Genomic DNA, 24,776 nt, shown 5'->3' with positions numbered 1-24,776 from the left:
CGCAAGCTGCTCAGCGCGCGCCCTGGAGGGGGCAGGCATGAATGGAGAGCGTCTCGCCATTCAAATGGAAATGCCATTTGAACGGCATGCGCGCTGACCACCCCTGATCCAGGGATCAGTCGCCGCGAGCCGTCCATGGGCACGGCAAAGCCGAGCGCACGCACCCGCAACACAAAGCGCGGATCACAGGGGGGCGAACCCCGCGGTCATGGTGTTGCCGACATTGATCGCCAGCTTGATCCGATCCAAGCCTGTCCCGGCGCTGAACGACCGGACAGATGCCTTGGCCGCCGCCGGAATCGGCGCCAGGCGCAGCCAATATTTCAGGCTATACTTGTTGTAAAATGGCCGCACGCTGATGTCCTGAAAGCCGCAGCGGCTGAACAACTGGCGAATGCTGGCGCCGGAAAATATCTGCATGTGCTCGATGTCGATGATCGGAGACTTCTTGCCGAGCAGGCGATTGACCAGACTGGTATAATCATGCGTGACCGTGACGAAGGCCCCGCCGGGGCGCAGCAGGCGGCGGGCCGCCATGGCCGTGGCCATCGGGTCCTGCACATGCTCCATGGTCATGAAGCAGCAGATGAGATCGAACGAGGCCGGTTCGAAGTCGCTTTCGACGAAGATGCCCTCGCGCAGCCACGGGCGACGATGCGCCGGAGCAGCGCCGATGGCCGCGGACGACGGCTCCACCCCGACCAGCGTCGTGAAGCCCTCGGACTTCAGCAATTCGAGCAGAACCCCGGTGCCGGCGCCGATCTCCAATACCTGCGTCTTCTGGCGCAGCTTGGCGAGGATCGGCCGCATGGCGGCGATATAGGCGATGGCGGCGTCGGCGGCCTCCTCCGAACTGTCGTAGTCGGAGACGTGATAGGCCTCGGCAAGCTCATCCTGGCCCGGCGGATCGCTGACATAGACGAGATCGCACCGCGAGCAGCGCATCAGCCGGTGACACATGTATTCCGGCTCCTTGCGCGAGGCAAAGCTGAAGCCGGAGATCCGCGCCGGGTCGATATTCTCCTCGACAAAAACCGTGGCCTCCGAGACCGGAGCCGCGCAAACAGGGCAGGATCGAGCTAAGCGCATTACCACACCTCAGAAGCACCAAGACCCGAAGATCCGGCGATCAATGGAGATCCTTGCCATCAGGCAACATGTCCGTGGACCGCCCGTTGCGGATCAACGCAGCGCGGATCAGGCGCGGCCGCTGCTTCACCTCCGCCATGATCTTGGCGACGTATTCACCGACGATGCCGATGGCGAACACGTTGAGAGAACCGAATGCGATCACCGCCAGCAGCAGCGTGGTGACGCCCCTCGGGGCGATATCGGGCACGAAGACCTTCAGCAGGATCGTCACCACCGATGCCAGGAAGGACAATCCGAGGAGCGCGACACCGGCCGCCGTCAGCATGGTCAAAGGCGTATTGCTGAAGGAAAAGATGCCCTTCTTCGCCCATTCTATATTTTTCAGGAAGTTGTTCGTCGATCGGCCGAACATCCGCTCCGGGCGGACGTAATCCACCCCCACCTGACGAAAGCCGACATAAGCCCGGATGCCCCGCATGAACAGGTCTCGCTCCGGACAATTCAGCATCCATCCGACCACGCGGCGGTCGATGAGCGAGAAGTCACCGGCATCCAGCGGAATGCGGATATAGCTGAAGGCCGCGAAGACACGGTAGAACAGCTTGTAGAGCAATCCCCAATGCCACGGCATCTCGCGCCTGACGCGGCGGCCATAGACCACGTCGAAGCCTTGCTCCCAATGGGGATAGAACTGCTCGATCAGTTCCGGGGGGTCCTGAAGATCACCGTCCAGCAGCACCACGCCCTGCTTGGTGGACAGCTCCATCCCGCTGCGGAACGCCATCTGCGACCCGAAGTTGCGGGAATGCGAGATGCCGATCACTCGGCTGTCCTGCGCGCTGAGCTCCTGAATGACAGCCGCGCTGTCATCCGGGCTACAGTCGTTCACGAAGATGATTTCATAATCGATTTCGAGCCGACGGAAGGTTTCCGTCAGGCGCCGATACATATGGGGAATCGCCTCTCCATCCTTGTAGCAGGCGATGATCGCGGAAATGCTTCGGCGCCGGTTCAGGAAATTGCGCTTCGTCCCCTGCTCGAACTCCTCGTCGCTCAGCGTGGCGACCCAGCCGGCGGTGGCGCGCAGGCCCGCCGCCAGATCGGTGCGGGCCTCCCAGCCCAGCAGGGCCCGCGCCTTGGAAGGATCGCCATACCAGTCCGCCAGATCCCACCGGCGCCCTTCCATCGCGCCGAAGCTCGGCTCCTGCGCGATGCCGAAGGTGGATCGGGCGACGGCGGCAAGATCCGCAATGGTCGTCTTGTCGCCGGATGCGATATTGAAGCTCTCGCCATAAAGGTCCGGCTGCATCTTCGCCGCGGCAATGATGAATGCGGCGCAGGCATCCTCGACATAGAGGAAGTCGCGCGACGTATCGGGGTCGACGAATGGCGGCAACCCGCCCGCGAGCGCCCGCCGCACAAGGGTCGGGATCAGCCGCGAGGTATCCTCAAGCGGCCCATAGACCGAGTACAGCCGGAGATTGACCACGGGAAAGGCGCGGAATTTTCCCATGTAGTAAAGAAATGTCGCGGCATTTACCTTGGATACCGCGTAATGGCTGTTGGGTTGACAGACATCATCTTCACGCGGGCCGGCGCTGTTGGAGCCATATTCCGAGGAGCTGCCGGCGTGGATGTAAGCGGAGATGGGCGTCTCGGACAGGCCGTGAACGAACTCCACCAGCGACTGGACGTTGGTCTTGTAGATTCGCGAGGGGTCTTCCTCGAACGAATAAGCGCCATAGGCGACGCAATCGAACACCGTTCGCGGCGCCAGCGACGCGATGAGGTTCTTGGCCGCCGCCGAATCGCTGAGGTCGACGGCGACGATATGCTCATCGCCAACCTCGGCCAGGCGCCAGCCCTTCTCGCGCTGGACGCAGGCGAACACGTCCCGGCGATGCGCGGCGATCGCCTTGAACAGATTGGCGCCGATGAAACCGGACGCGCCGGTCACCAGGATCGGTCCATCCAGGGCGCGAATGTGCGATGCGAGCGACATGAGCCGGTATCCCTGGTTATTCTTTTCCGATCACGGCAAGGACGGTTTCCACATCGAGGCCGGACTGCCCCCGCAGGAATGTCTGCGAACCATAAGTGGGGAAATGGTGCGCCCGGGCGTGGAAGTGGTGGAAGGCCGCCGGGGCGATGCCCTGCGAGGCCATGAACAGGGCGATCTCCGATCCGAGCCCGCCGCGACGGACGTGCTCCTCGATCACGCAAAGGCTGCCCGCCGAGCGGATCTGCTCCAGCAGGGCCGCCGGCATGGGGTTGTGCTCCAGGGGCAGCTCGCAGACCACCCAGAAATTCGGACGCAGCCGCTCCGGCAGGGACAGGAAGGCCGAAAGATACGTCCCGGCGATCGGTCCGGCGGCGATCACGGTCCGGCCGCCGCCGTGCACGAGCTGGCGCCAGGGAGCGTATGCCGGCACCGCGTAGCCGGGCGGGATCTCGCCCCGGCCAAGCCGGACATAGGCCGGGTTCGGCACAGTCCCGGCCCGATCGATGGTGGCGTCGAGGTCTTCATCGAAGACCGGGATGAAGGCGCGCATGTTCGGCAGCGTCAGCAATACGCCGTAGTCCTCGATGGCATGGTGCGTCGGCCCCATGACGCCGTAGGCGTAGCCGCCGCCATTGCCGATGAGCTTCACCGGCAGGTTGTGGAAGGCGACATCGTTGCGGATCTGCTCGAACGGCCGCGCATAGCAGAACGGCGCGATGCTGTAGACCCAGGCCTCCAGGCCTTCCCGCGCCATGGCGGCGGCAACGGAAACCATGTTCTGTTCGGCGACCCCGGCGTTGATGAACCGCTCCTGCATGGCGTCCTGCAGCGGCTCCAGAGCCATGAAGCCGAGGTCGCCCGTCAGGAACACCATCTCGGGCCGCGGGGCGCGCAGCACAAGCGCGTCGCAGAGCTGCTTTCTCATTGCGCCTCGATCTCCAGAAGCGCCCGGCGATAATCCTGCTCGTTCAGGGGCAGATAATGCCACTCCATGCGGTCCTGCATGAAACTCACGCCATGCCCCTTCCGGGTTTCGAGGACGATGACGCGGCACGTGTTGCCGGGAACCTCGAGCGCGGCCCGGATCGCCTCGGGATCGTGGCCGTCCACGGTCTGGAGCGCCACGTCGAAGCCGCCGAGCTTCACGCCCAGCGGCGACATGGAGGCGACATCGGCGGTCCGGCCGAAGCCCTGGAGATTGTTATGGTCGACGAGGATCGTCAGATTGTGCAGCCGATGGTGGGCGGCGAAGATGAGCGCCTCCCACGTGGCCCCTTCCTGCCATTCCCCGTCGGATGTCAGGCAATAAACCATGCCCGTCTCGCGCTTGAGCTTCAAGGCAAGCGCGGTGCCGGCGGCGAGCGACAGTCCGTGCCCGAGGCTGCCGGTGGCAAAGCGGATACCGGGCAGGCCCGCCGCGGGCGGATGACCGGCAAGCAGCGTATCGTCGCGATGGAATTGCGCCAGCTGGGCGTCGGACACCAGACCACGGCTCCAGAGCGCCACGTAAAGCGCGCCGGCGGAGTGACCTTTGGACAGGATGAAGCGTTCAGAAGCGCCGATATATTCGTGATGCAAAATCAGCAAAGCATCGAGACAGGACAGATTGCCCCCGATATGACCGACACCGCTTTCAAAGTGCATCTTCAGCAGCCTCTTGCGGGCTGATCTGAACGTGTCGTCAGCGATCTTCATGAGCTGTTCATATCTTCATCAAGGAAGCCGGCCAATGAGAACGGCCCAAACCGGCGGAGAATCACCGCCTGTTCTGCCAGCTTTTCCCCTTTGGGCCCGCCGGTGAATCCCGCGTGACGCCTGCTCTAACCTACCCCAAAAGCCGAGGCCATAGGGTGGGGCAAAAAACGCTGCAAAGCCTCACCCGCGCTCCTCCTTCCCCGTGGCGGCCAGGCGACGACGGGGCTGGCCCCAAATGGGGCAGAATGTCGCAGCGCACGGGCGGCGGCGGGGCCGGGTCCGGCGCAAAGGCGGCTCCGCAGCGGCTCCCAGCCACGGCCCGCCCTTGGGCCCATCGCCAGCCTCGCCCCCACTGCCGTCCCGGCCGTCCGCTGCGACGTCACACCTGCGAGTGTGTATATGTGTCCCCCGGTGGGCGCCGCGCCCTCGAGTGCGGTTGAGGCGGAGAGAGATTGTGAACGACCGGGCAAGGCCAGCGGGATCCGGGGGATCAGGCCGCATCCAACACCTCTCCCATGCCTGTCCACGCCGCCATTGCTCACCGACAGCGCCAAAGAGCTGGCGCATCGCCGCGTCGTGCTGAAATGACCCCGATGCACCCGCAGCCCGTCAGGACCGGCGTGTTCGCCGCCGCCCTCAGAGACAAGCTCCCCCTGCTCTTCGCCGCCGTGAACCTGGCGCTCCTGGCGTGGATGCTCGCTGGGCTGCGCCACACCAATCACGACGACATCTATTTCGAGATTGTCGCGAACGATCCGCAGCTGTCCTGGCCTGATTTCACCCTCTGGGCGGCCATGCTGCAGCAGCGGACAACCCACCTCTTCAACATCCCGATCTCCATGATGGGAGTGAAGATCGGGTCGTCTTGGTATTCCGAATGGGTCTACCAAGCCCAGCTCTTGGGCACCGGCATCCTGGCGTTCCTGACGCTGCGGCGGCTGGTGGGAGAGACTGTGGCGGCCGGATGGCTGTCGTTCACATGCGGCACCTTTGCGATCCATGCCTATTTTACGGCCCCTCCCGGCTATCCCGTCATCGGCCTTGCCTCCCCTGGCCTGTTCCTGATCTCGATATATTTTCTGCTCAGGCATTTCGATCATCCGACACGGACATCCCTGGCCGTATCCGTTCTGTCCTCGATGGTGGCGGTCGCATGGCCCGAGTATGATTTCATCATCTTCACGATACCGATCATTGGCCTTGTGGCCTGGAAGACCTCCGGGGCGCGCCGCCGCCGGCTTCTGGCGGTCTATGTCACGGCGTGGCTGGTCGCCGCCGCCTTCTATGCCTCCGGCAAGCTGTTTTTCCCGCCCGGAGCCGACGCGGGGCGGGTGACCCCGTCGTTCCACCTGCTGCCCTGGGGGCAGACGTTCCTTGCGCTCTGGCTGAAGGCGATCCTGCCCTTCGGCCTGGCAGACGGCATCATCCTGCCCCAGCAACTCATCCCCGGCGCGCCGGCGTTGCCCGCCGTCGTGAGCTTCGGCACGCTGGGACGCTCGATGATGTCCGACCCATCGTTCGTCGCGGCCTTTCTGGCATGGGCCAGCGGATTCTGGATGGTGCTGCGCCGTGTATCGGCGCACCGGGAGCCTTTATGGGCGCTCATCGTCATGGGCATGGTGTTCCTGGTCATTCCGCTCGCGGTCGTATCGCTCTCGGCGGCGTACCAATGGATGGTCCTCGCGGGATATATTCAGGGACATCTGTCCAGCGCCGCGGCGCAGGTCGGTTTTGCGACGGTGGTGTTCGCCGGGTGCGCGATGGCCGCCGGCCGCTGGCGGTCGAACCTGCTCCGTGCCGCCCTCTCGGCCCTCCTCGCCGCCGTCTGCGTCTTGAGCCTCGGCTACAACCTGCTGATGCGCGATGTCATGGCCGCCAACCAGCAGCGCTGGCAGGCCTTCCACCTCCTGGCGCAGGCGGTGCCATCCGGCGCACGGATCTCCGCCCCCACATTCTGGGGCCGCAACGGGGTATCGTCCATCCCCACCAACCTGCCACCGGGCATGTCCAACTATTGGACCGAATGGTCGCGCATCATGGAAGGCCGCCCCTTGAACGTCCGACCCGCCGGGGAGGCGCCCGAGAGCGGCGACGTGATCGCGGCCTATGCCCCCTCGCCGTCAGGATCGCCCTTGGTGCTGCTCAAGGACGCCCAGGGGCTGGCGCTGCTGTCACGGGCGCCCCGCGATCTGCGCGGCTGGCCCCATCCGGACTGGGACTGCACGTCCATCTGCCGTCTGCGCCTTCCGGAAGGCTCCAGCTTCGAGGATGGTGAGAAATGGCTGTGGCCCGCGTATGGCGGCCCCAGACGGCTGTGGGGAAGGCTCACGCTCGACCGCAGCGGCGCCTTCGGACGCATGCCTTGAGGCGCGCTTCGTCATGTCCGCCACGCCAATGCCGATGACGCCCGCACCCGCCCCTCAGGCGTAATAGTCCCACGCTTCGCTGTTCACCCAGTCACAGAAGGCCTTCACCGCTTCCAAGCGCCGGTGGCCGCGCGGAACGACGAGGTAGAAGCCCGGGATCTCCGCGCTGTCCATGTCCGACAGCACGTCGATCCCCAGCGGCGCCACCAGCCGCCCCGCCTGGAGGTCGTCCAGCACATCGGCGCGGGAGACCAGCCCCACGCCGATGCCGGAGATGACCGCGCGCTTCATGGTCTCGGCATCGTGCAGCTCGATCCCGCCCGCCGTGCGGCCGGCCCGCTGGCCGAGGTGCCGGAGCACCCGCTCCCACAGCGTCGGGGCGATCACCGGATGCAGCAGCGTCGCCGTCGCCAGGTCTTCCGGCGTGCGGATGCCCGCCGCCAGCGACGGCGCGCAGCAGATGATCTTGGGGTCGCGCACCAGCAGCGTCGTCTCGTATTCGCTCCACGTGCCGAAGCCCCATTGAATGGAGACGTCCACCTCGTCGAGCGAGAAATCCGGCATCTCGACACGGGTGGTGAGCCGCAGGTCCGCGGACGGCATCCGGTCGTGGAAGCGGCCCAGGCGCTGGATCAGGAAGCGGGTGGCGAAATAGGGGCTGACATTGATGTTGATGCGGTCGCGGCGCGCCGCGCCGGTGACCCGCCGCACCCCCTCGGCGAATTCATCGAACCCCGCCGCAACGAAGTGGGACAGCAGGATCGCCTGCTCGGTTGGCACGATCGCATGGCCCTTGCGCTCGAACAGCCGGACCGCGAGGGCGTCTTCCAGGATCCTGATCTGCTGGCTCACGGCCTGGGGCGACACCGACAGCTCGTCCGCCGCCGCGCGGAAGCTGCCCTGCCGCATCACGGCCCAGAAGGCGCGCATGGCGTTCAGCGGCGGCAGGCGGACGGGTCGAGACGGCATCTGGCACCCCCATGGGAGCGGCGAGGATTTCATCGCGGGCATCGCCCATCCGCCTCCTCGGGCGCCGCGCGAGGCCGGAACCGCCGCGACGGCACCGCGTGCGGACCGCCTGACGGAAACGGGGCCCCGGCCCCGCCTCCGTCAGGCCTCCGCGATCTACGTCATTCCGGCGCGTCCGTCACATAGTCCTTGAGCCGGTCGTCCGCCTTCGCCTCCGGCGCACGCTCCGCCGGATCGCCGAAGCCGCCGCCGCCCGGCAGATGCAGCACGAGGCGGCGGCCGGCGGGCACGTGCTGCCAGCCCTTGGGCCGCAGCAGCGTGCCGTCGTCCAGCGCCACCCGGCCGGGCGCGCCCGGCCCGCCCCCGTCGCGCCCGCGCGCCGGGGTGCGCACGCGGTCGAACATGGCGGAGAAGTCGAACTCATGCCCCTCCGCCGGGGCGATCTCGATCACCTGGCCGAGGCCGCCGCGATATTGCCCGGCGCCGCCGGAGCCGGGACGCAGCTCCTTGCGCCAGATCACGATCGGGCCGGTCTGCTCGGTGGCTTCGATGGGCATGGTCTGCACGCCCGAAGGGAAGGCGGTCGCCGACAGGCCATCGAGGCCAGGGCGCGCGCCCATGCCGCCGGAATTGAACATCAGCACTTCGGCGCGGCGTCCCGCCTGCCCCGCCGCCGGGCGCACCGAGATATGCACGTTCCACAGCGAGGCGGCGCCCTCCGCCAGGATGCGGCCGGGCAGCGCCTTGGCGAGCGCGCCGAGCACCAGATCGGGCACCATGTGGCCGATCACGTGGCGCAGCGACACCGGCGCGGGCCGCTCGGCATTGAGGATGTTGCCCGGCGAGGCGATGCTGAAGGCGGCGAGCGAGGCCGAGTTGTTGGGAATGTCCGGCGCCACCACGCACTTGATGGCGTAGCAGGCATAGGCCTTGGTGTAGATGATCGGCACGTTGATGCCCCAGCGGCTCACCGGGGCGGAGCCGTCGAAGTCCACATGCACGTTGCCTTCGCCGATGGTCACGCGGGCGGCGAGATTGATGGGCTCGTCATAGCCGTCGGTGAGCATCTCATTGGCCCAGGTCCCCTTCGGCAGAGCGGCGATGCGCTCCATCATCGCCGCATGGGTGCGCGCGAAGATGAAGGCGGCCAGTTCGTCCAGATTGCCGAGCCCCACCTCGCCCAGCATGGCGACGAGCCGGCGGTGGCCGACATCGTTGCAGGCGGCGAGCGAATAGAAGTCGCCGATCACCTGGTTGGGCTCGCGCACGTTGGCGCGCAGCAGATCCTTGTTCACGACGCCGCGCTCGGCGAACTTCATGATCGGGATCTGGATGCCCTCTTCATAGACCGACTTGCCGTCGGCGCCGAAGCCGCGCCCGCCCACGTCCACCACATGGGCGGTGCAGGCGAAGAAGCCCACCAGCTCGCCATCCTTGAAGGAAGGCGAGACCATGGTGATGTCGTGCAGGTGGCCGGTGCCCTTCCAGGGGTCGTTGGTGACGTAGGTGTCGCCCTCGAACATCTCCGCGCGCGGGATCTCGGCGATGAAATGCGGCACCGCCTCGGCCATGGTGTTGACGTGCCCCGGCGTGCCCGTGACCGCCTGGGCGAGCATGCGCCCCTCGCGGTCGAACACGCCGGCGGAGAGGTCGCCCGCCTCGCGCACCGAGGTGGAGAAGGCGGTGCGGATCAGCGTGAGCGCCTGCTCCTCCACCACCGAGATGAGGCGGTTCCACATCACCTGCATGCGGATGTCATCGATCTGGCTCATGCTGCGGCTCCCTTCCGCACGAGGAGAATGGCGCCGTCCGCCTGGATGACGGCATCGAAACGGGTGGTGACGATGGTGGAGGTCTCGCGCTCCACGATCACCGCCGGGCCGCTCACCCGCGCGCCGTGGGCGAGCGTGTCGCGGGCGACGATGGCGGTCGGCTGCTCCGCCCCGGTGGCCGGATCGAACACCGCCCGGCTCTCGCCCGCCACGATTGGCGTGCCGGCCAGGGTGAGCGGATATTTCGCTCCCTCCGGGCGGGTGTCCTGCGCCTTCACCGACCAGGTGACGAACTCGATCTCCAGCCCTTCCACCGCGCGGCCGAAGAACTGGGCGTAGCGGGCGCGGAAGGCCTGCTCGATCATCGCCCGGTCATCCGCCGCGAAGGCGCGGTCGGGCAGCGGCACGGGGATCTCCCAGCCCTGCCCTGCATAGCGCATGAAGGCGGTGACCTCGCACAGGATCTCGCCGTCCGTGCCGGAGCGCACGAAGCCCATGGCGGTGTCCCGCAGGCGCGCCAGAAGTGTGTTGAGCGGCGCCGCATCGAACGCCGACAGGCGCATCACCTGGGAGGCCACGGCCTCATAGCCGAACGGCGCCTTGAGGAAGCCGATGGCCGAGCCGACGCCCGCGCCCTGGGGGACGAGGCAGCGCTCGATGCCCAGCTTCTCGCACAGCCGTGCCGCGTGGAGCGGGGCGGCGCCGCCGAAGGCGATCATCACGTTTTCCGCGATGTCCTTGCCATTCTCCACCGCATGGACGCGGGCGGCATTGGCCATGTTCTCGTCCACCACCTCGCAGATGCCGAAAGCCGCCGCCTGGGGGGCGAGGCCGAGGCGCGTGCCCACGTCGCGGGTGATGGCGGCATCGGCATCGGCAACAGAGAGCCGGATCTGCCCGCCGGCGAAATTGTCCGGGTCCAGCTTGCCGAGGAGAAGGTCGGCATCGGTGATGGCCGGCCGCGTGCCGCCGTGCCCGTAGCAGGCCGGCCCAGGCTCGGAGCCCGCCGATTCCGGGCCCGCCTGGATGCGCCCCATGGCATCGACCCAGGCGATGGAGCCGCCGCCGGCGCCGATCTCGATCATCTCGATCACCGGGATGGAGATGGGCATGCCCGAGCCCTTGCTGAAGCGATAGGTGCGCGCCACCTCGAAGGTGCGGGCGGTCTGCGGCTGGAACTGCTCGATGAGGCAGATCTTCGCCGTGGTGCCGCCCATGTCGTAGGAGACCACCCGCTCCAGGCCGAACCGCCGGGCGATGTCGGCGGCGAAGATCGCGCCCCCCGCCGGCCCCGATTCCACCAGCCGCACGGGAAATTCCGCCGCCGTCTCCACCGAGACCAGCCCGCCGCCGGAATGGATCATGAAGACCGGGCAGGTCAGGCCCATGCCCTTCAGGCGCTCCTGCAGGCGCAGCAGGTAGTCGGCCATCTGCGGGCGCACATAGGCATTGGCGCAGACGGTGTTGAAGCGCTCGAACTCGCGCATCTGCGGCGAGACTTCGGACGAGATGGAGATGGGCAGCTTGAGCACCCGGGCGAGGATGTCGCGGGCGCGCTGCTCATGGGCCGGGTTCATGTAGGAGTGGATGAAGCCGATGGCGACCGCGCCGAAGCCCCCGGCGGCGATGCGCGCGGCGATCTCCTCCAGCGCCGCCGCGTCGAGGGGCTGGAGTTCCTGCCCCTGCGCGCCGATCCGCCCCTTCACCGTGAAGCGGTCCTGGCGCGGGATCAGCGGCTGCGGCAGCACGATGTCGAGGTCATACTGCTCGAAGCGGTTTTCCGTGCGCATCTCGATCACGTCGCGGAAGCCCTCGGTGGTCACGAAGGCGGTGCGCGCGCCGCGCCGGGCGATCAGGGCATTGGTGGCCAGCGTCGTGCCGTGGATGACGATGTCGATCTCGGCCGGCGCGATGCCGGCGTCACGGGCGACGATCTCGATGCCGTCGAGGATGGCCTGTTCGGGCGCCGCATAATTGGTGAGAACCTTGGTGGAAAAGAGCGTGCCGCGAAGGTCCAGCGCGATGTCGGTGAAGGTGCCGCCGATATCCGCGCCCAAACGCACATCCTGACCTGTCGTCATTCCCCGTCCTTTGCTGGCGGCGCCGCGCGCCTCTCCTCCTCCACCCCGGCGCGCGGGCGCGCGGGGCGGCGGAAGGGCGTGCGGCGCCCCGGTTTTCCTGAGCCTGGTCGCCCCCGGACCGTGGCATCAGTCGCCCGCGCCACCAATCAAGAAAATCCGCCGCTCGACAAGAATTTCTTGTCCTAGGCCGAAGGCGGCCCAGGCGGCGGGAGCAGCGGCAGGAAGCCGCGGCCGTCGGTGATGAAGAAGTCCCGCAGGGCGGCGGCGGCCGGGATCAGCTGGCGCTGGCGCAAGCTCACCGCATACCACTGCCGCACGATGGGCAGGCCATCCACCTTGAGCACCACCAGCCGCCCGGTGCCCACCTCCGCCTCCACCGTGTGGGCGGAGATGAAGGCGATGCCCAGCCCGGCGATGACCGCCTGCTTGATGGTCTCGTTGCTGCCGATCTGCATGCCGATCTTCGGGGCGATGCCAGCATCGGCGAAGAAGCGCTCCATCAGGCTGCGGGTGCCGCTGCCCGGCTCGCGCACCAGGAAGGTGGCGCCCTCCAGCTTGGCCGGGGAAATCTCAGCGCAGCCCGCCAGCGGATGCTCGGGCGGGGCCACCACGACATGGGGATGGTCGCCAATCACATGGGCTTCGGCGATGGGCTCCTCCGGCGGGCGGCCCATCACCGCGATGTCGAGGTCATATTGCTGGAGGCCGGCGACAATCTCGGCCCGGTTGCCGACGCTGATGCGCAGCTCGACGCCGGGGCGGGTCCGGGCGAAGGCGGCGAGCGCCCGGGGGGCGAAATATTTCGCCGTGCTGATGACCCCCACCGATACCGTCCCGCGCTCCGTGCCCGCCAAGGCGGCGAGCCGCGCCCCGGCTTCCTCCAGCGTCACTTCGACGCGCTGGATGGCCGCCAGCAGGTCCTGGCCGGCCTCCGTGAGGCGCATGCCGCTGGGCAGGCGCTCCAGCAGCGGCAGCCCCACCTGCTCCTGGAGCAGCTGCATCTGGAGGGTGATGGCGGGCGGCGAGACGTTCAGCGCCTGGGCCGCGGCGGCCATGGAGCCGCCCCGCGCCACGGCGGCGAAGACCCGGCATTGCTTGAGGGTGAGATTGCGCAACAGCATGTCATTCAGTTTATCTGAATTGCCCCGTAACCAAATTCAAATTTACTTAGCATCCCACGCCGCCATCATGACCGTCAAAGGCGTCCGCACGGCGGGCGCCACAGAGGGGCAGCCGATCGAGCGCCCCCGACGGGAGGAGCCACGGCATGGTCACCAGCGTGACGCTCGACGACGTTCTTGATGGCCTCGCGCTCCGCAACGGGCGCCAGGGCGAGGCGGTCGCCGCCACCGTGCGCGCGCTCGCCGCCGCCGCCATCGGCCTTGCCGACCTGATCGGCGCCGGACCGCTCTCCGGGCCGCTGGGCGCGGTGCGCGGCGAGGCCGCCTCCGGCGACATCCAGAAGCAGCTGGACGTGGAGGCCGACGCTCTGGTCACGGCGGCGCTGCGCGGCGCGCCGGTGGCCGTCGTCGGCTCCGAGGAGATGGACGCGCCGCTGGTGCTCGATCCCGGCGCGCCGCTGGCGGTGGCGATCGACCCGCTGGACGGCTCGTCCAACATCGACACCAACGCCCCGGTGGGCACCATCTTCTCGCTCCTGCCCATGCCGCAGGAGGCCGGTGCCCTGCCCGTCTGCGCCTTCCAGCAGAGCGGCCGGCGGCAGCTGGCGGCGGGCTTCTTCATCTACGGCCCGCAGACCGCCCTGGTGCTCACCCTCGGCGAGGGCACGCAGGCCTTCACCCTGGACCGCACCTGCGGCGTCTTCCGCATGACCGCCCATCGCCTCAAGGTGCCGGAGGAGACGCGCGAATTCGCCATCAACGCCTCCAACCGGCGCCATTGGGACGAGGCGGTGCAGCTCTATGTGCAGGATTGCCAGCAGGGCCGCGACGGCCCGCGCGGCAGCGACTTCAACATGCGCTGGATCGCCTCCATGGTGGCGGAAGCCTACCGCATCCTGGTGCGCGGCGGGGTCTATCTCTATCCGGCCGACGCGCGCCAGGGCTACCATCAGGGCCGGCTGCGGCTGGTCTACGAGGCCCACCCCGTCGCCTTCCTGATGGAGCAGGCCGGGGCCTCCGCAACCGACGGCCGCGTGTCCATCCTCGACCTTGCGGCCACCAGCCTGCACCAGCGCGTGCCGCTGGTGTTCGGCTCGGTCGGCGAGGTGCGGCGCGTGGCGCGCTATCACACCACGCCCTCCGCCCTTCCCGAGCGTGCGCCGCTGTTCGGCGCGCGCGGCCTGTTCCGGGCGTGAGGGGCAACGGCATGTCGGTCAAGCACCCCATCATCTCCGTCACCGGCTCGTCGGGCGCCGGCACCACCTCGGTGCGCGCCACCTTCGAGCAGATCTTCCGGCGCGAGCAGATCACCGCCGCTTATATCGAGGGCGACGCCTTCCACCGCTACAACCGATTGGAAATGAAGCAGAAGATGGAGGAGGAAGCGGATCGCGGGAACCGCAACTTCAGCCATTTCGGCGCCGCAGCCAACCTCCTGGCGGAACTGGAGGCGGTGTTCGCGCAATATGCCGAGCACGGCACCGGGCGCACCCGCCACTATGTGCACGACGCCAAGGAGGCCGAGCATTTCAAGGCCCCGCCCGGCACCTTCACCGACTGGGAGGCGTTTCCCGAGCCCACGGACCTCCTGTTCTACGAGGGCCTGCACGGCGCGGTGAAGAGCGACGGCATCGACATCGCCCGGCATGCGGACGTGCGCATCGGCGTTGTTCCGGTGATCAATCTCGAATGGATCCAGAAGATCCATCGCGACCGCTCCACGCGCGGCTATTCCACCGAGGCGGTGATGGACACCATCCTGCGCCGCATGCCGGACTATGTGCAGTACATCTGCCCGCAGTTCACCGAGACCGACATCAATTTCCAGCGCGTGCCGACGGTGGACACCTCCAACCCGTTCATCGCCCGCTGGATTCCCACCCCCGACGAATCCCTGGTGGTGATCCGCTTCCGCAACCCGCGCGGCATCGATTTTCCCTACCTGCTGTCGATGATCCGCGACAGCTTCATGTCGCGGCCGAACTCCATCGTCATCCCCGGCAACAAGCTGGACCTGGCGATGCAGCTCCTGCTCACCCCCATCATCCTGCAACTGATCGAACGCACCCGGAGGGCGTCATGACCGCGTCGTTCCCCGCCGCCGCCCTGAGATCCGCCGAACGCGCCGACGTGAGCCCGCGCGACATGGCCAACGCGATCCGTGCCCTCGCCATGGATGCGGTGGAGGCGGCCAATTCCGGCCACCCCGGCCTGCCCATGGGCATGGCCGACGTCGCCGCCGTGCTGTTCTCGCGCTTCCTGAAGTTCGACCCCGCCGACCCCGCCTGGCCCGACCGGGACCGCTTCGTGCTCTCCGCCGGCCATGGCTCCATGCTGCTCTATGCCCTGCTGCACCTGACCAGCTATCCCGGCATGACGAGCGAGGAACTGCGCCGCTTCCGCCAATGGGGGGCGCTGACGCCGGGCCATCCCGAATACGGCCACACGCCGGGGGTGGAGACCACCACCGGGCCGCTGGGCCAGGGCCTCGCCACCGCCGTCGGCATGGCGCTCGCCGAGCGCCTTTTGGCGGCGCGCTTCTCCGGCGCGCTGGTGGACCACTACACCTATGTGCTGGCCGGCGACGGCTGCCTGATGGAGGGCATCAGCCACGAGGCGATCTCGCTCGCCGGGCACCTCGGGCTCGGCAAGCTCATCGTCCTGTTCGACGACAATGCCATCTCCATCGACGGACCGACGTCGCTCTCCTGTTCCGACGACCAGCTGGCGCGCTTTGCCGCCTCCGGCTGGTCGGTGCGGCGGGTGGACGGGCACGATGCGGACGCGGTGGCGGAGGCCATCGACGCCGAGCGCCGCACCGACCGGCCCTCGCTGATCGCCTGCCGCACCATCATCGGCTTCGGCGCGCCACACCGGCAGGGCACGGAAAAGGCCCATGGCGCGCCGCTGGGCGCGGACGAGATCGCCGCCGCGCGGCACGAGCTGGGCTGGCCGCACGCTCCCTTCGAAGTGCCACCGAGGGTGCGTGCGGCCTGGTGCGCGGCGGGCGAGCGCGGCTCAGAGCTCAACCGCATCTGGCGCGAGCGGCTCGCCGCCGCCCCGGCCGACGTGCGGGCGCGTTTTGCCGCCGCCATCGGCGGCGCGATCGACGAGGAGGCCCGCGCGGCGCTGGCCCGGACCCGCGCGACCTTTCTCGCCGAAGCGCCGAAGATCGCCACGCGCCAGGCCTCCCAACGCGTGCTGGAGGCGCTCGCCCCGGCCATGGCGAACCTGCTGGGCGGCTCGGCCGACCTCACCCATTCCAACCTCACCCACGCCAAGGCGCAGGCGCCGGTGCGGCCGGGGGACTTCGCCGGCGGCTATGTGCATTACGGCATCCGCGAGCATGCCATGGCGGCGGCCATGAACGGCCTCGCGCTGCATGGCGGCTTCGTGCCCTATGGCGGCACCTTCCTGGTGTTCTCGGACTATTCCCGCCCGGCGATCCGCCTCGCCGCGCTGATGGGGGTGCGGGTCATCCATGTGATGACGCACGATTCCATCGGCCTCGGCGAGGACGGCCCGACCCATCAGCCGGTGGAGCATCTGGCGAGCCTCAGGGTGATCCCCAACCTGCTGGTGTTCCGCCCCGCCGATGCGGTGGAGACGGCGGAAGCCTGGACCTGCGCGCTCGATGCCGAGCGCACGCCCTCCATCCTCTGCCTGTCCCGCCAGGCCCTGCCCACCCTGCCCCGCACGGACGGAGCCGCCGGCGTCGCCCAGGGCGCCTATGTGCTGCGCGAGCCGGACGGCGGGCGCGACGTGACCCTGGTCGCCACCGGCTCGGAAGTGAGCCTGGCGCTCGCCGCCGCCGACCGGCTGGCCTCGGGCGGCGTCAAGGCGGCGGTGGTCTCCGCCCCCTGCTTCGAATTGTTCCGCGCCCAGCCGGAGGCGCTGCGCGAACGGGTGCTGGGCGCAGCGCCACGCATCGGCATCGAAGCGGCGGTGGAAGGCGGCTGGGCCCGCTGGCTCGGACCCGGCGGTGTGTTCATCGGCATGGACGGCTTCGGCGCCTCGGCGCCGGCCGAGGTGCTGTTCCAGCAATTCGGCCTCACGGCGGACAGGGTGGCCGAAGCCGCCCGCGCCCGCCTCGGCCACTAAGGGAGGGACCGGACATGGCCCGCATCACATTGCGCGAACTCCTCGACCATGCCGCCGAGCACGGCTACGGCGTGCCCGCCTTCAACATCAACAATATGGAGCAGGTGCTCGCCATCCTGGCGGCGGCTGAGGCCTGCGACGCCCCGGTGATCCTCCAGGCCTCGCGGGGCGCCCGCAGCTATGCCGGCGACATCATGCTGGCCAAGATGGTGGAAGCGGCCGAGGCCATGCATCCCGCCATCCCCATCTGCCTGCACCAGGACCACGGCAATGACGAGGGCACCTGCTTCTCGGCCATCCAGCACGGCTTCACCAGCGTGATGATGGACGGCTCGCTGGAGGCCGACGCCAAGACTCCGGCGGCCTACGACTACAATGTCGCCATCACCCGCCGCGTCACCGAGATGGCGCACAAGGTGGGCGTCTCGGTGGAGGGCGAGCTCGGCGTGCTCGGCTCGCTGGAGAGCGGCCAGGGCGAGGCCGAGGACGGCCACGGGGCCGAGGGCACGCTCTCGCATGAGCAATTGCTCACCGACCCCGAACAGGCGGTGGCGTTCGTGCGCGCCACCGGGGTGGACGCGCTGGCGGTGGCCATGGGCACCTCCCACGGCGCCTACAAATTCTCCCGCAAGCCGGACGGCGACATCCTCGCCATGCACGTCATCCGCGCCATCAACGCGCGCATGCCGGGCCTGCACCTCGTCATGCACGGCTCGTCCTCGGTGCCGGAGGCGCTGCAGGAGATGTTCAACCGCTACGGCGGGCAGATGCCGAAGACCTGGGGCGTGCCGGTGGAGGAGATCCAGGCTGGCATCCGCCACGGCGTGCGCAAGGTGAACATCGACACCGACTGCCGCCTCGCCATGGCGGCGGCGTTCCGCAAGGTGGCGGCGGAGGCGCCGGGCGAATTCGACCCCCGCAAGTTCCTCAGCCCCGCCATGAAGGCCCTGGAAGGCCTGTGCCGCGAGCGCTTCGAGGCGTTCGGCACGGCGGGCCATGCCGCATCCATCAAGCCTTCCTCGCTCGCCGACATGGCCAAGCGCTACCGCTCCGGCGCCCTCGACCCCGCCTTGGCGGTGGACCGCGCCGCCTGACGCCCGACCCAACCCTTTGGAGGACTGCCGCCATGAGCCCCAACGTGACCTCGCTCGATCCCAGGTCTGCCGCCAGCCCCGCCGCCACCGTGCGCGGCAAGGACCGCTACAAGGCGGGCGTGATGGAATATCGCAAGATGGGCTATTGGGAGCCCGACTACACGCCGAAGGACACCGACGTCATCGCCTTGTTCCGGGTGACGCCGCAGGACGGTGTGGACCCGATCGAGGCCTCCGCCGCCGTGGCCGGGGAAAGCTCCACCGCCACCTGGACGGTGGTGTGGACCGACCGCCTCACCGCCTGCGAGAAATACCGCGCCAAATGCTACCGGGTGGACCCGGTGCCCAACGCGCCGGGGCAGTATTTCGCTTATATCGCCTATGACCTCGACCTGTTCGAGAACGGCTCCATCGCCAACCTCTCGGCCTCGATCATCGGCAACGTGTTCGGATTCAAGCCGCTGAAGGCGCTCCGACTGGAGGACATGCGCCTGCCGGTGGCCTATGTGAAGACCTTCGACGGCCCGCCCACCGGCATCGTGGTGGAGCGCGAGCGGTTGGACAAGTTCGGCCGCCCGCTGCTGGGCGCCACCGTGAAGCCGAAGCTCGGCCTGTCCGGCCGCAATTACGGCCGGGTGGTCTATGAGGCGCTGAAGGGCGGGCTCGACTTCACCAAGGACGACGAGAACATCAACTCGCAGCCCTTCATGCACTGGCGGGACCGCTTCCTCTACTGCATGGAGGCGGTGAACCGCGCCCAGGCCGCCACCGGCGAGATCAAGGGCACCTATCTCAACGTGACCGCCGGCACCATGGAGGACATGTACGAGCGCGCCGAGTTCGCCAAGGAGCTGGGCTCGTGCATCGTCATGATCGACCTGGTGATCGGCTATACGGCGATCCAGTCCATGTCCAAATGGGCGCGGCGCAACGACATGGTGCTGCACCTGCACCGCGCCGGGCACGGCACTTACACCCGGCAGAAGAGCCACGGCGTGTCGTTCCGCGTCATCGCCAAGTGGATGCGGCTGGCGGGCGTGGACCATATCCACGCCGGCACGGTGGTGGGCAAGCTGGAGGGCGATCCCAACACCACGCGGGGCTATTACGACATCTGCCGCGACGACTTCAATCCGCAGCGGCTGGAGCACGGCGTGTTCTTCGACCAGCACTGGGCCAGCCTGCGCAAGGTGATGCCGGTGGCCTCCGGCGGCATCCATGCCGGCCAGATGCACCAGCTTCTCGACCTGCTGGGCGAGGACACCGTGCTGCAGTTCGGCGGCGGCACCATCGGCCACCCCATGGGCATCGCCGCCGGCGCCACCGCCAACCGCGTCGCCCTGGAAGCCATGGTCCTCGCCCGCAACGAGGGGCGCGACATCCTGCACGAGGGGCCCGAGATCCTGGAGGCCGCCGGGCGCCAGTGCCAGCCGCTGCGCCAGGCGCTGGACGTGTGGAAGGACGTGACCTTCGACTACGCCTCCACCGACACGCCCGACTTCGTCCCCGCCGTCACCGCGGCCATGTGAGCCCGCGGCCCGTGACACCTTCCTGAGAGGAGAGAGACCATGCGTCTCACCCAAGGCTGCTTCTCGTTCCTGCCGGACCTGACCGACCAACAGATCCGCGCCCAGGTGCAATATGCCATCGACCGGGGATGGGCGGTGAACATCGAGTTCACCGACGATCCCCACCCCCGCAACACCTATTGGGAGATGTGGGGCCTGCCGGTGTTCGACGTCCGCGACGCCGCGGCGGTGATGATGGACCTCGACGCCTGCCGCAAGGTCTATGGCAACCGCTACATCCGCGTCTCCGCCTTCGACGCCTCGGCGGGATGGGAGAGCCTGCGGCTGTCCTTCATCGTCACCCGCCCGGCGCACGAGCCCGGCTTCTCGCTGCGGCGCGACGAGGGACCGGGACGGGTGGTGCGCTATTCTACCCATTCCTATGCCGCCGAGCGGCCGGAAGGCGAGCGCTACGCCGGCGCCTGAGCCGCCGCTCCCTTCCGCCCGCGACCTTCCGCCAGCCTTTGGCCTGGAGAGGGCGGCGCGGCCCCCCGGCCGTCCCTCTTCCCCGGCCGGAGCCCGCCCGCTCCGGCCCACCTCGCGTCCGGCGCCACGGCGCCGGACGCATTCCGTCCTCGACCCGCGAGGTGCCCCCATGACCGCGACCCTGACCGCGACCCCGACCACCGCCCTGCCCCCGGCAAGCGGCGCGCCGCCCGACGAGGACGGCGCCACCATCGATCTCAAGGCGGAGCTGGCCGAGCTCGGCGTCGAGGCGGTGCTCGCGGCGCTCGACGGGGAACTGGTCGGCCTCGCGCCGGTGAAGACGCGCATCCGCGAGATCGCCGCCCTGCTGCTGGTGGAGCGCGCGCGGCGCAAGTTGGGCCTCCTCAGCCCGCCGCCGACGCTGCACATGTCCTTCACCGGCAATCCCGGCACCGGCAAGACCACGGTGGCCATGCGCATGGCCGACATCCTGCACCGCCTCGGCTTCGTGCGGCGGGGCCAGGTGATCTGCGTCACCCGCGACGATCTGGTCGGCCAATATATCGGCCACACCGCGCCCAAGACGAAGGAGGTGCTGAAGAAGGCCATGGGCGGCGTGCTGTTCATCGACGAGGCCTATTATCTCTACCGCCCGGAAAACGAGCGCGACTACGGGCAGGAGGCCATCGAGATCCTGCTCCAGGTGATGGAGAACCAGCGCGAGGACCTGGTGGTGATCATGGCCGGCTACGGCGAGCGCATGGAGCGCTTCTTCGCCTCCAACCCCGGCTTCCGCTCGCGCATCGCCCACCACATCGACTTCCCGGACTATCGGGAGGGCGAGTTGCTCGCCATCGCCGAGATCCTGCTGGACGGCCAGAGCTACAGGTTCAGCCCGGACGCGCGGGAGGCCTTCGTGCGCTATGTGGGCGTGCGCATGACCCAGCCGCATTTCGCCAATGCCCGCTCCATCCGCAACGCGCTCGACCGCGCGCGCCTGCGCCAGGCCAACCGGCTGGTGGCCGGCAGCGGGCCGGTGAGCGCGGACATGCTGATGACCATCGAGGCCGAGGACGTGCTGGCGAGCCGCGTCTTCGCCCAGGCCGCCAGACCCTAGAGCAGGTTCCGTTCAAATGGCATCGCCGTTTGAACGGTAAAACGCGCCATTCCCTCCCCCGGACCGGCGCGAAAAACAGTCGAAGCACATCCGGCGCGCAATATTTCGCTGGTCACCTATAGTCGCAGCCATTATTTCGCGATACGGCGCTTTCGCGAAGTGGTGCGGATCGCGCCGCGCGCATGGGCCGCCGCCGGCTGGCGAAATATTTGGGGGACGATATGAGGCACGCCATGTTGACGGCCGCTCGCGCACTCGTGGCCGCCGCCATGATCGTGCCGTTCGGCATCGGGCAGGCCGTTGGCCAGGCGGGCGGCTTCACGCCCCAGCCGTTCCGCGAGCCGGTGACGCTGTCGAGCGAGAATGGCGTGCTGGAAGTCACGCTGACGGCGCACCAGGGCGAGGTCGCCCTCGACACCGCCGCCGTCCCGGTGAAGAACGCGCTGCTGTTCGGCTACCGGCTCGATCGCGGCAGGGCCTCGGACGGCAAAACCACCTCGCCGGGCACCTATCCTGCCCCGACGCTGAGGGTCCTGCCCGGTGAGCGGCTGATCGTCCACATGGAGAATGCCCTGTCCGGGCTCGACATCCGCGACTTCTTCGACCCGCAATACACGTCCGCGGACGGCAAGGTGCCGGTCTATCCGCCGATGATGGCCGCCTCGCCGCTCAACCTGCACACCCACGGCCTGCATGTCAGCCCCAAGGCCAATGCGGACAACGTGCTGATCCACATGCCGGTGGGCACGGCGAACACCTATGTCTACGACATCCCCACCAACATGCCGCAGGGCGCCTATTGGTATCACCCGCACCTGCACACGCTGACCGCCGCCCATGTCTATTACGGCCTCGCCGGCCTGCTCGCCATCGGCCGGACGGACGGCAACCTGCCGGTGGTCACGCAGAAGTCCATCCCTGTCCGCAACATGGTGCTGCAATACAATTTCGTCTTCGACCGCCAGGGGCCGGCGCCGCAGTTCAACAATGCCAACTGGCCGCAGTTCGTGAGCACCCTCGCCCCGCCGGAGGACGGCGCGCTGGCGAACGGCACCTACCGCCCCATCCTCGCCCCGGTGAACTTCACCCGCGCCGCCAAGGCCACACGCTTCGCCACCGTCTGGTATGCCGGCGCGCTGTCGATCAACAACATGCGCGGGCGCTTCCAGTTCATCCCGAGCACGCTCCAGACCTTCACCGCCGCCGCCGGCCCGCAGGGCGACGTGCCCGCCGACCCCGCGCTGCCCGACCACCTGCGCGACGTCCAGTTCACCGTGAACGGCCAGTTCCAGCCGGTCATCAAGAGCAAGCCCGGCCAGACCGAGATCTGGGTGCTCGCGAACATGAGCGACATGGCCTACATCAGCGTCCGCCTCACCGAGACGGCGACCGGCCGCCACCCGCAGATCGCCATCGTCGGCCAGGACGGCAATCCCAGCCCCGCCGTGCGCATCCCCGCCGAGGACGGCGGCACCCGGCTCAACATCCCGCCCGCCTCGCGCTTCGCCATCGCCGTGACCATGCCTGAGCAGGGCGACCTCGTGCTGGAGATGCCGGAGCGGGGCGGCGGCGCCCGCACGGAGAATGCGCCCGGCATCCTCTACACCGCCAACGGCACCGAAAACCCGCCGGCGGCGCTGGGCACCCTCAGCGTGCTGCCGTCGGCGGTGAGCTATTACGACGGCTTCTTCCTGTTCCCCACCCAGCTTCTCGCCCGGGCGGTGGCGGACGGCGGCAAGGGCGAGGCCACGCGCTTCACCGAGGGCCAGCCGCTCGGCGCCTTCACCGCCTTCGAAGACCTCTCCAAAGCGACGCCGGACCTGACGCGGCACATCCTCATCAACGGCGGCTTCCTCAACGACCTCGCCAGCACGGACGATCCGAAGGCCTTCATCTACGCCTTCGACAGCGGCGCCTTCCCGAACGTGCCGCTGATCCAGCCGCGGCTGAACTCGGTCGAGGACTGGGTGTTCCGCAACGAGAACAATGACGAGCACCCCATCCACGTGCACGTGAACGACTTCCAGGTCATGGCCATGTCAGACCCGACCACCGGCCTGAAATCCGGGCCGGTCATGCAGGGCATCGACAATGCCAATGTGCCGGCGCCCAACCTCGGCCCCGGCGAGACGGTGATCCAGCCCGGCACGCTGACCATCCGCACGCGGTTCGAGGACTATGCGGGCCTGTTCGTCATGCATTGCCACCGTCTCAACCATGAGGACAACGGCCTCATGGCGCTGGTGAACGTCATCCCCGCCGTATCGTCCTATGCGGTGGCCGTGCCCGGCGCGCCGGGCCGCCCGGCGGTGGTGCGGGTGATGGATGGCGACCGGCTGCTCGCCCTCGTCACGCCCTTTGCGGGATACGAGGGCACGCTGAGCGTCGCCATGGGCGATGTGGATGACGACGGCGTCTATGACCTCGTCGTCGGCACCGGCGCCGGCCGCGCGCCGGAGATCGCCGTGTTCTCGGGCGCGGCGAAGAGCGGCGCCGCCGCTTTCACCCGGGAGCTGGCGCGCTTCGCCCCGTTCGATGCCGCCATGCGGGGCGGCGTGAGCGTCGCGGTCGCGCCCATCGACGGCCTCACCACCGGCGACAACATCATCGCCGGCTCCGGGCCGGGCAGCGCCAGCGAGGTGCGGGTGTTCGAATCCCGGCTGCCGGCGCCCGGCACCGCGCCGCGCCTGTTCTCCAGCTTCAGCCCCTATGAGAACGACCGCTCCGGCGTGGTGGTCAGCTCCGGCTTCGTCGATTTCACCACCGGCCGGCACAGCATCGTGACGGCGCCGGGTCCCGGCACGCCGACCACGGTGAAGGTCTTCGTCTTTCCGCTGCTCACCCCGCTGGCCGGCGCGCCGGCCGCGCACCAGCACGCCCATGCCGCCGCCGCGCAGCCGGTGACCACCACGTCCTTCATGCCGTTCGGCGCGGACTATCGGGGCGGCGTGTCGCTGGCCACCGGCTGGCTCGCCGGGGTGCTCGGCGGCGCCGAGCGCATCGTGGTGGCCCAGCGTGACGGCAGCGAGGTGAAGGTGTTCTCCGCCGGCTCGGCGCTCGACGGCGGCCCGTCCATGTATCTGCACAGCGCCACCGCCCATCCCCACGCCAGCTTCACTGAGATGGCCACGTTCCGCCCGTTCGGCGAGGGCGCGCGCGGGCTGAGCGTCGCCACCACCAGCACGACCGAGGGCGCCGACCTGCTGGTCGGCGCGGCGCCGGCGGGCCAGGGTGCCGGCCCGGCATCGGTCCGGCGCTTCAGCCTGGAGCGGCCGGATGCGGCGGCAAAGGCGCTCGTGCCCCGGCTGCGTGGCGAGCGCACGCTGGAGCAGGCCGGCGCGATCGCCCTCGGCGGCGATTGAGGCGGCCGCC

17 protein-coding genes are annotated in these 24,776 nt (G+C 68.5%); 9 read left to right on the top strand and 8 right to left on the bottom strand.

The features are described 5' to 3' along the window. Positions 1-183 precede the first annotated feature (183 nt). From YU1_RS0105755 to YU1_RS0105740, 4 genes are all read right to left on the bottom strand, one after another. Entirely contained in the window at positions 184-960 is a 777-nt protein-coding gene (locus YU1_RS0105755; RefSeq protein ID WP_029003249.1) for a class I SAM-dependent methyltransferase, read from the bottom strand. Between the two features lie 169 nt (positions 961-1,129). Continuing rightward, positions 1,130-3,094, bottom strand: coding sequence for an NAD-dependent epimerase/dehydratase family protein (locus YU1_RS0105750; protein WP_029003248.1), 1,965 nt, complete (start codon positions 3,092-3,094; stop codon positions 1,130-1,132). Positions 3,095-3,110: 16 nt separating this feature from the next. Next, positions 3,111-4,019, bottom strand: a complete 909-nt coding sequence (locus YU1_RS0105745; protein WP_029003247.1) for a transketolase family protein — start codon at positions 4,017-4,019, stop codon at positions 3,111-3,113. Then, positions 4,016-4,789 carry a transketolase gene (locus YU1_RS0105740; protein ID WP_029003246.1) on the bottom strand — a complete coding sequence of 258 codons (774 nt, stop codon included), beginning with the start codon at positions 4,787-4,789 and terminating at the stop codon, positions 4,016-4,018. Before YU1_RS0105740 ends, YU1_RS0105745 begins: the two co-directional genes overlap by 4 nt. Positions 4,790-5,409: 620 nt before the next feature. On the opposite strand from YU1_RS0105740, the gene YU1_RS0105735 reads away from it, so the two are divergent. Beyond that, positions 5,410-7,155 carry a hypothetical protein gene (locus tag YU1_RS0105735; protein WP_210163755.1) on the top strand — a complete coding sequence of 582 codons (1,746 nt, stop codon included), beginning with the start codon at positions 5,410-5,412 and terminating at the stop codon, positions 7,153-7,155. A gap of 54 nt (positions 7,156-7,209) precedes the next feature. Here the strand turns inward: YU1_RS0105735 and YU1_RS0105730 are convergent, their stop codons facing one another. From YU1_RS0105730 to YU1_RS0105715, 4 genes are all read right to left on the bottom strand, one after another. Next, complete coding sequence (locus YU1_RS0105730) at positions 7,210-8,124, bottom strand: LysR substrate-binding domain-containing protein (RefSeq protein WP_029003244.1); 915 nt, start codon at positions 8,122-8,124, stop codon at positions 7,210-7,212. Positions 8,125-8,285: 161 nt separating this feature from the next. Continuing rightward, positions 8,286-9,896: a hydantoinase B/oxoprolinase family protein gene (locus YU1_RS0105725; protein ID WP_029003243.1), complete on the bottom strand. Its 1,611-nt coding sequence runs from the start codon at positions 9,894-9,896 to the stop codon at positions 8,286-8,288. Continuing rightward, positions 9,893-11,977, bottom strand: coding sequence for a hydantoinase/oxoprolinase family protein (locus tag YU1_RS0105720; RefSeq protein ID WP_029003242.1), 2,085 nt, complete (start codon positions 11,975-11,977; stop codon positions 9,893-9,895). Before YU1_RS0105720 ends, YU1_RS0105725 begins: the two co-directional genes overlap by 4 nt. Before the next feature lie 182 nt (positions 11,978-12,159). Next, complete coding sequence (locus YU1_RS0105715; RefSeq protein WP_156921977.1) at positions 12,160-13,098, bottom strand: LysR family transcriptional regulator; 939 nt, start codon at positions 13,096-13,098, stop codon at positions 12,160-12,162. Between the two features lie 146 nt (positions 13,099-13,244). On the opposite strand from YU1_RS0105715, the gene YU1_RS0105710 reads away from it, so the two are divergent. The 8 genes from YU1_RS0105710 to YU1_RS0105675 all read left to right on the top strand — a co-directional run bounded on the left by YU1_RS0105710 (position 13,245) and on the right by YU1_RS0105675 (position 24,766). Further along, positions 13,245-14,294: a class 1 fructose-bisphosphatase gene (locus YU1_RS0105710; RefSeq protein WP_029003240.1), complete on the top strand. Its 1,050-nt coding sequence runs from the start codon at positions 13,245-13,247 to the stop codon at positions 14,292-14,294. An 11-nt stretch (positions 14,295-14,305) separates the two neighbouring features. Then, a complete protein-coding gene (locus tag YU1_RS0105705; RefSeq protein ID WP_029003239.1) occupies positions 14,306-15,181 on the top strand; it encodes a phosphoribulokinase in 876 nt (291 codons plus the stop codon). Continuing rightward, complete coding sequence (tkt, locus tag YU1_RS0105700) at positions 15,178-17,199, top strand: transketolase (protein ID WP_051356540.1); 2,022 nt, start codon at positions 15,178-15,180, stop codon at positions 17,197-17,199. Before YU1_RS0105705 ends, tkt begins: the two co-directional genes overlap by 4 nt. A 14-nt stretch (positions 17,200-17,213) precedes the next feature. Beyond that, positions 17,214-18,293 carry a class II fructose-bisphosphate aldolase gene (fba, locus tag YU1_RS0105695; RefSeq protein ID WP_029003237.1) on the top strand — a complete coding sequence of 360 codons (1,080 nt, stop codon included), beginning with the start codon at positions 17,214-17,216 and terminating at the stop codon, positions 18,291-18,293. A 32-nt stretch (positions 18,294-18,325) separates the two neighbouring features. Next, a complete protein-coding gene (locus tag YU1_RS0105690) occupies positions 18,326-19,822 on the top strand; it encodes a form I ribulose bisphosphate carboxylase large subunit (RefSeq protein WP_051356539.1) in 1,497 nt (498 codons plus the stop codon). 39 nt (positions 19,823-19,861) lie between these two features. Then, complete coding sequence (locus tag YU1_RS0105685) at positions 19,862-20,287, top strand: ribulose bisphosphate carboxylase small subunit (protein WP_029003235.1); 426 nt, start codon at positions 19,862-19,864, stop codon at positions 20,285-20,287. A 169-nt stretch (positions 20,288-20,456) separates the two neighbouring features. Continuing rightward, positions 20,457-21,404 carry a CbbX protein gene (cbbX, locus tag YU1_RS0105680; RefSeq protein WP_156921976.1) on the top strand — a complete coding sequence of 316 codons (948 nt, stop codon included), beginning with the start codon at positions 20,457-20,459 and terminating at the stop codon, positions 21,402-21,404. Positions 21,405-21,637: 233 nt separating this feature from the next. Next, positions 21,638-24,766, top strand: a complete 3,129-nt coding sequence (locus YU1_RS0105675) for a multicopper oxidase family protein (RefSeq protein WP_156921975.1) — start codon at positions 21,638-21,640, stop codon at positions 24,764-24,766. Positions 24,767-24,776: the final 10 nt, after the last annotated feature.

The sequence above is a fragment of the Azorhizobium doebereinerae UFLA1-100 genome, assembly GCF_000473085.1.
GTDB lineage: Bacteria > Pseudomonadota > Alphaproteobacteria > Rhizobiales > Xanthobacteraceae > Azorhizobium > Azorhizobium doebereinerae.
Note: the sequence above shows the minus strand (reverse complement) of the source record. Positions and strands in the feature narration are given on the sequence as shown.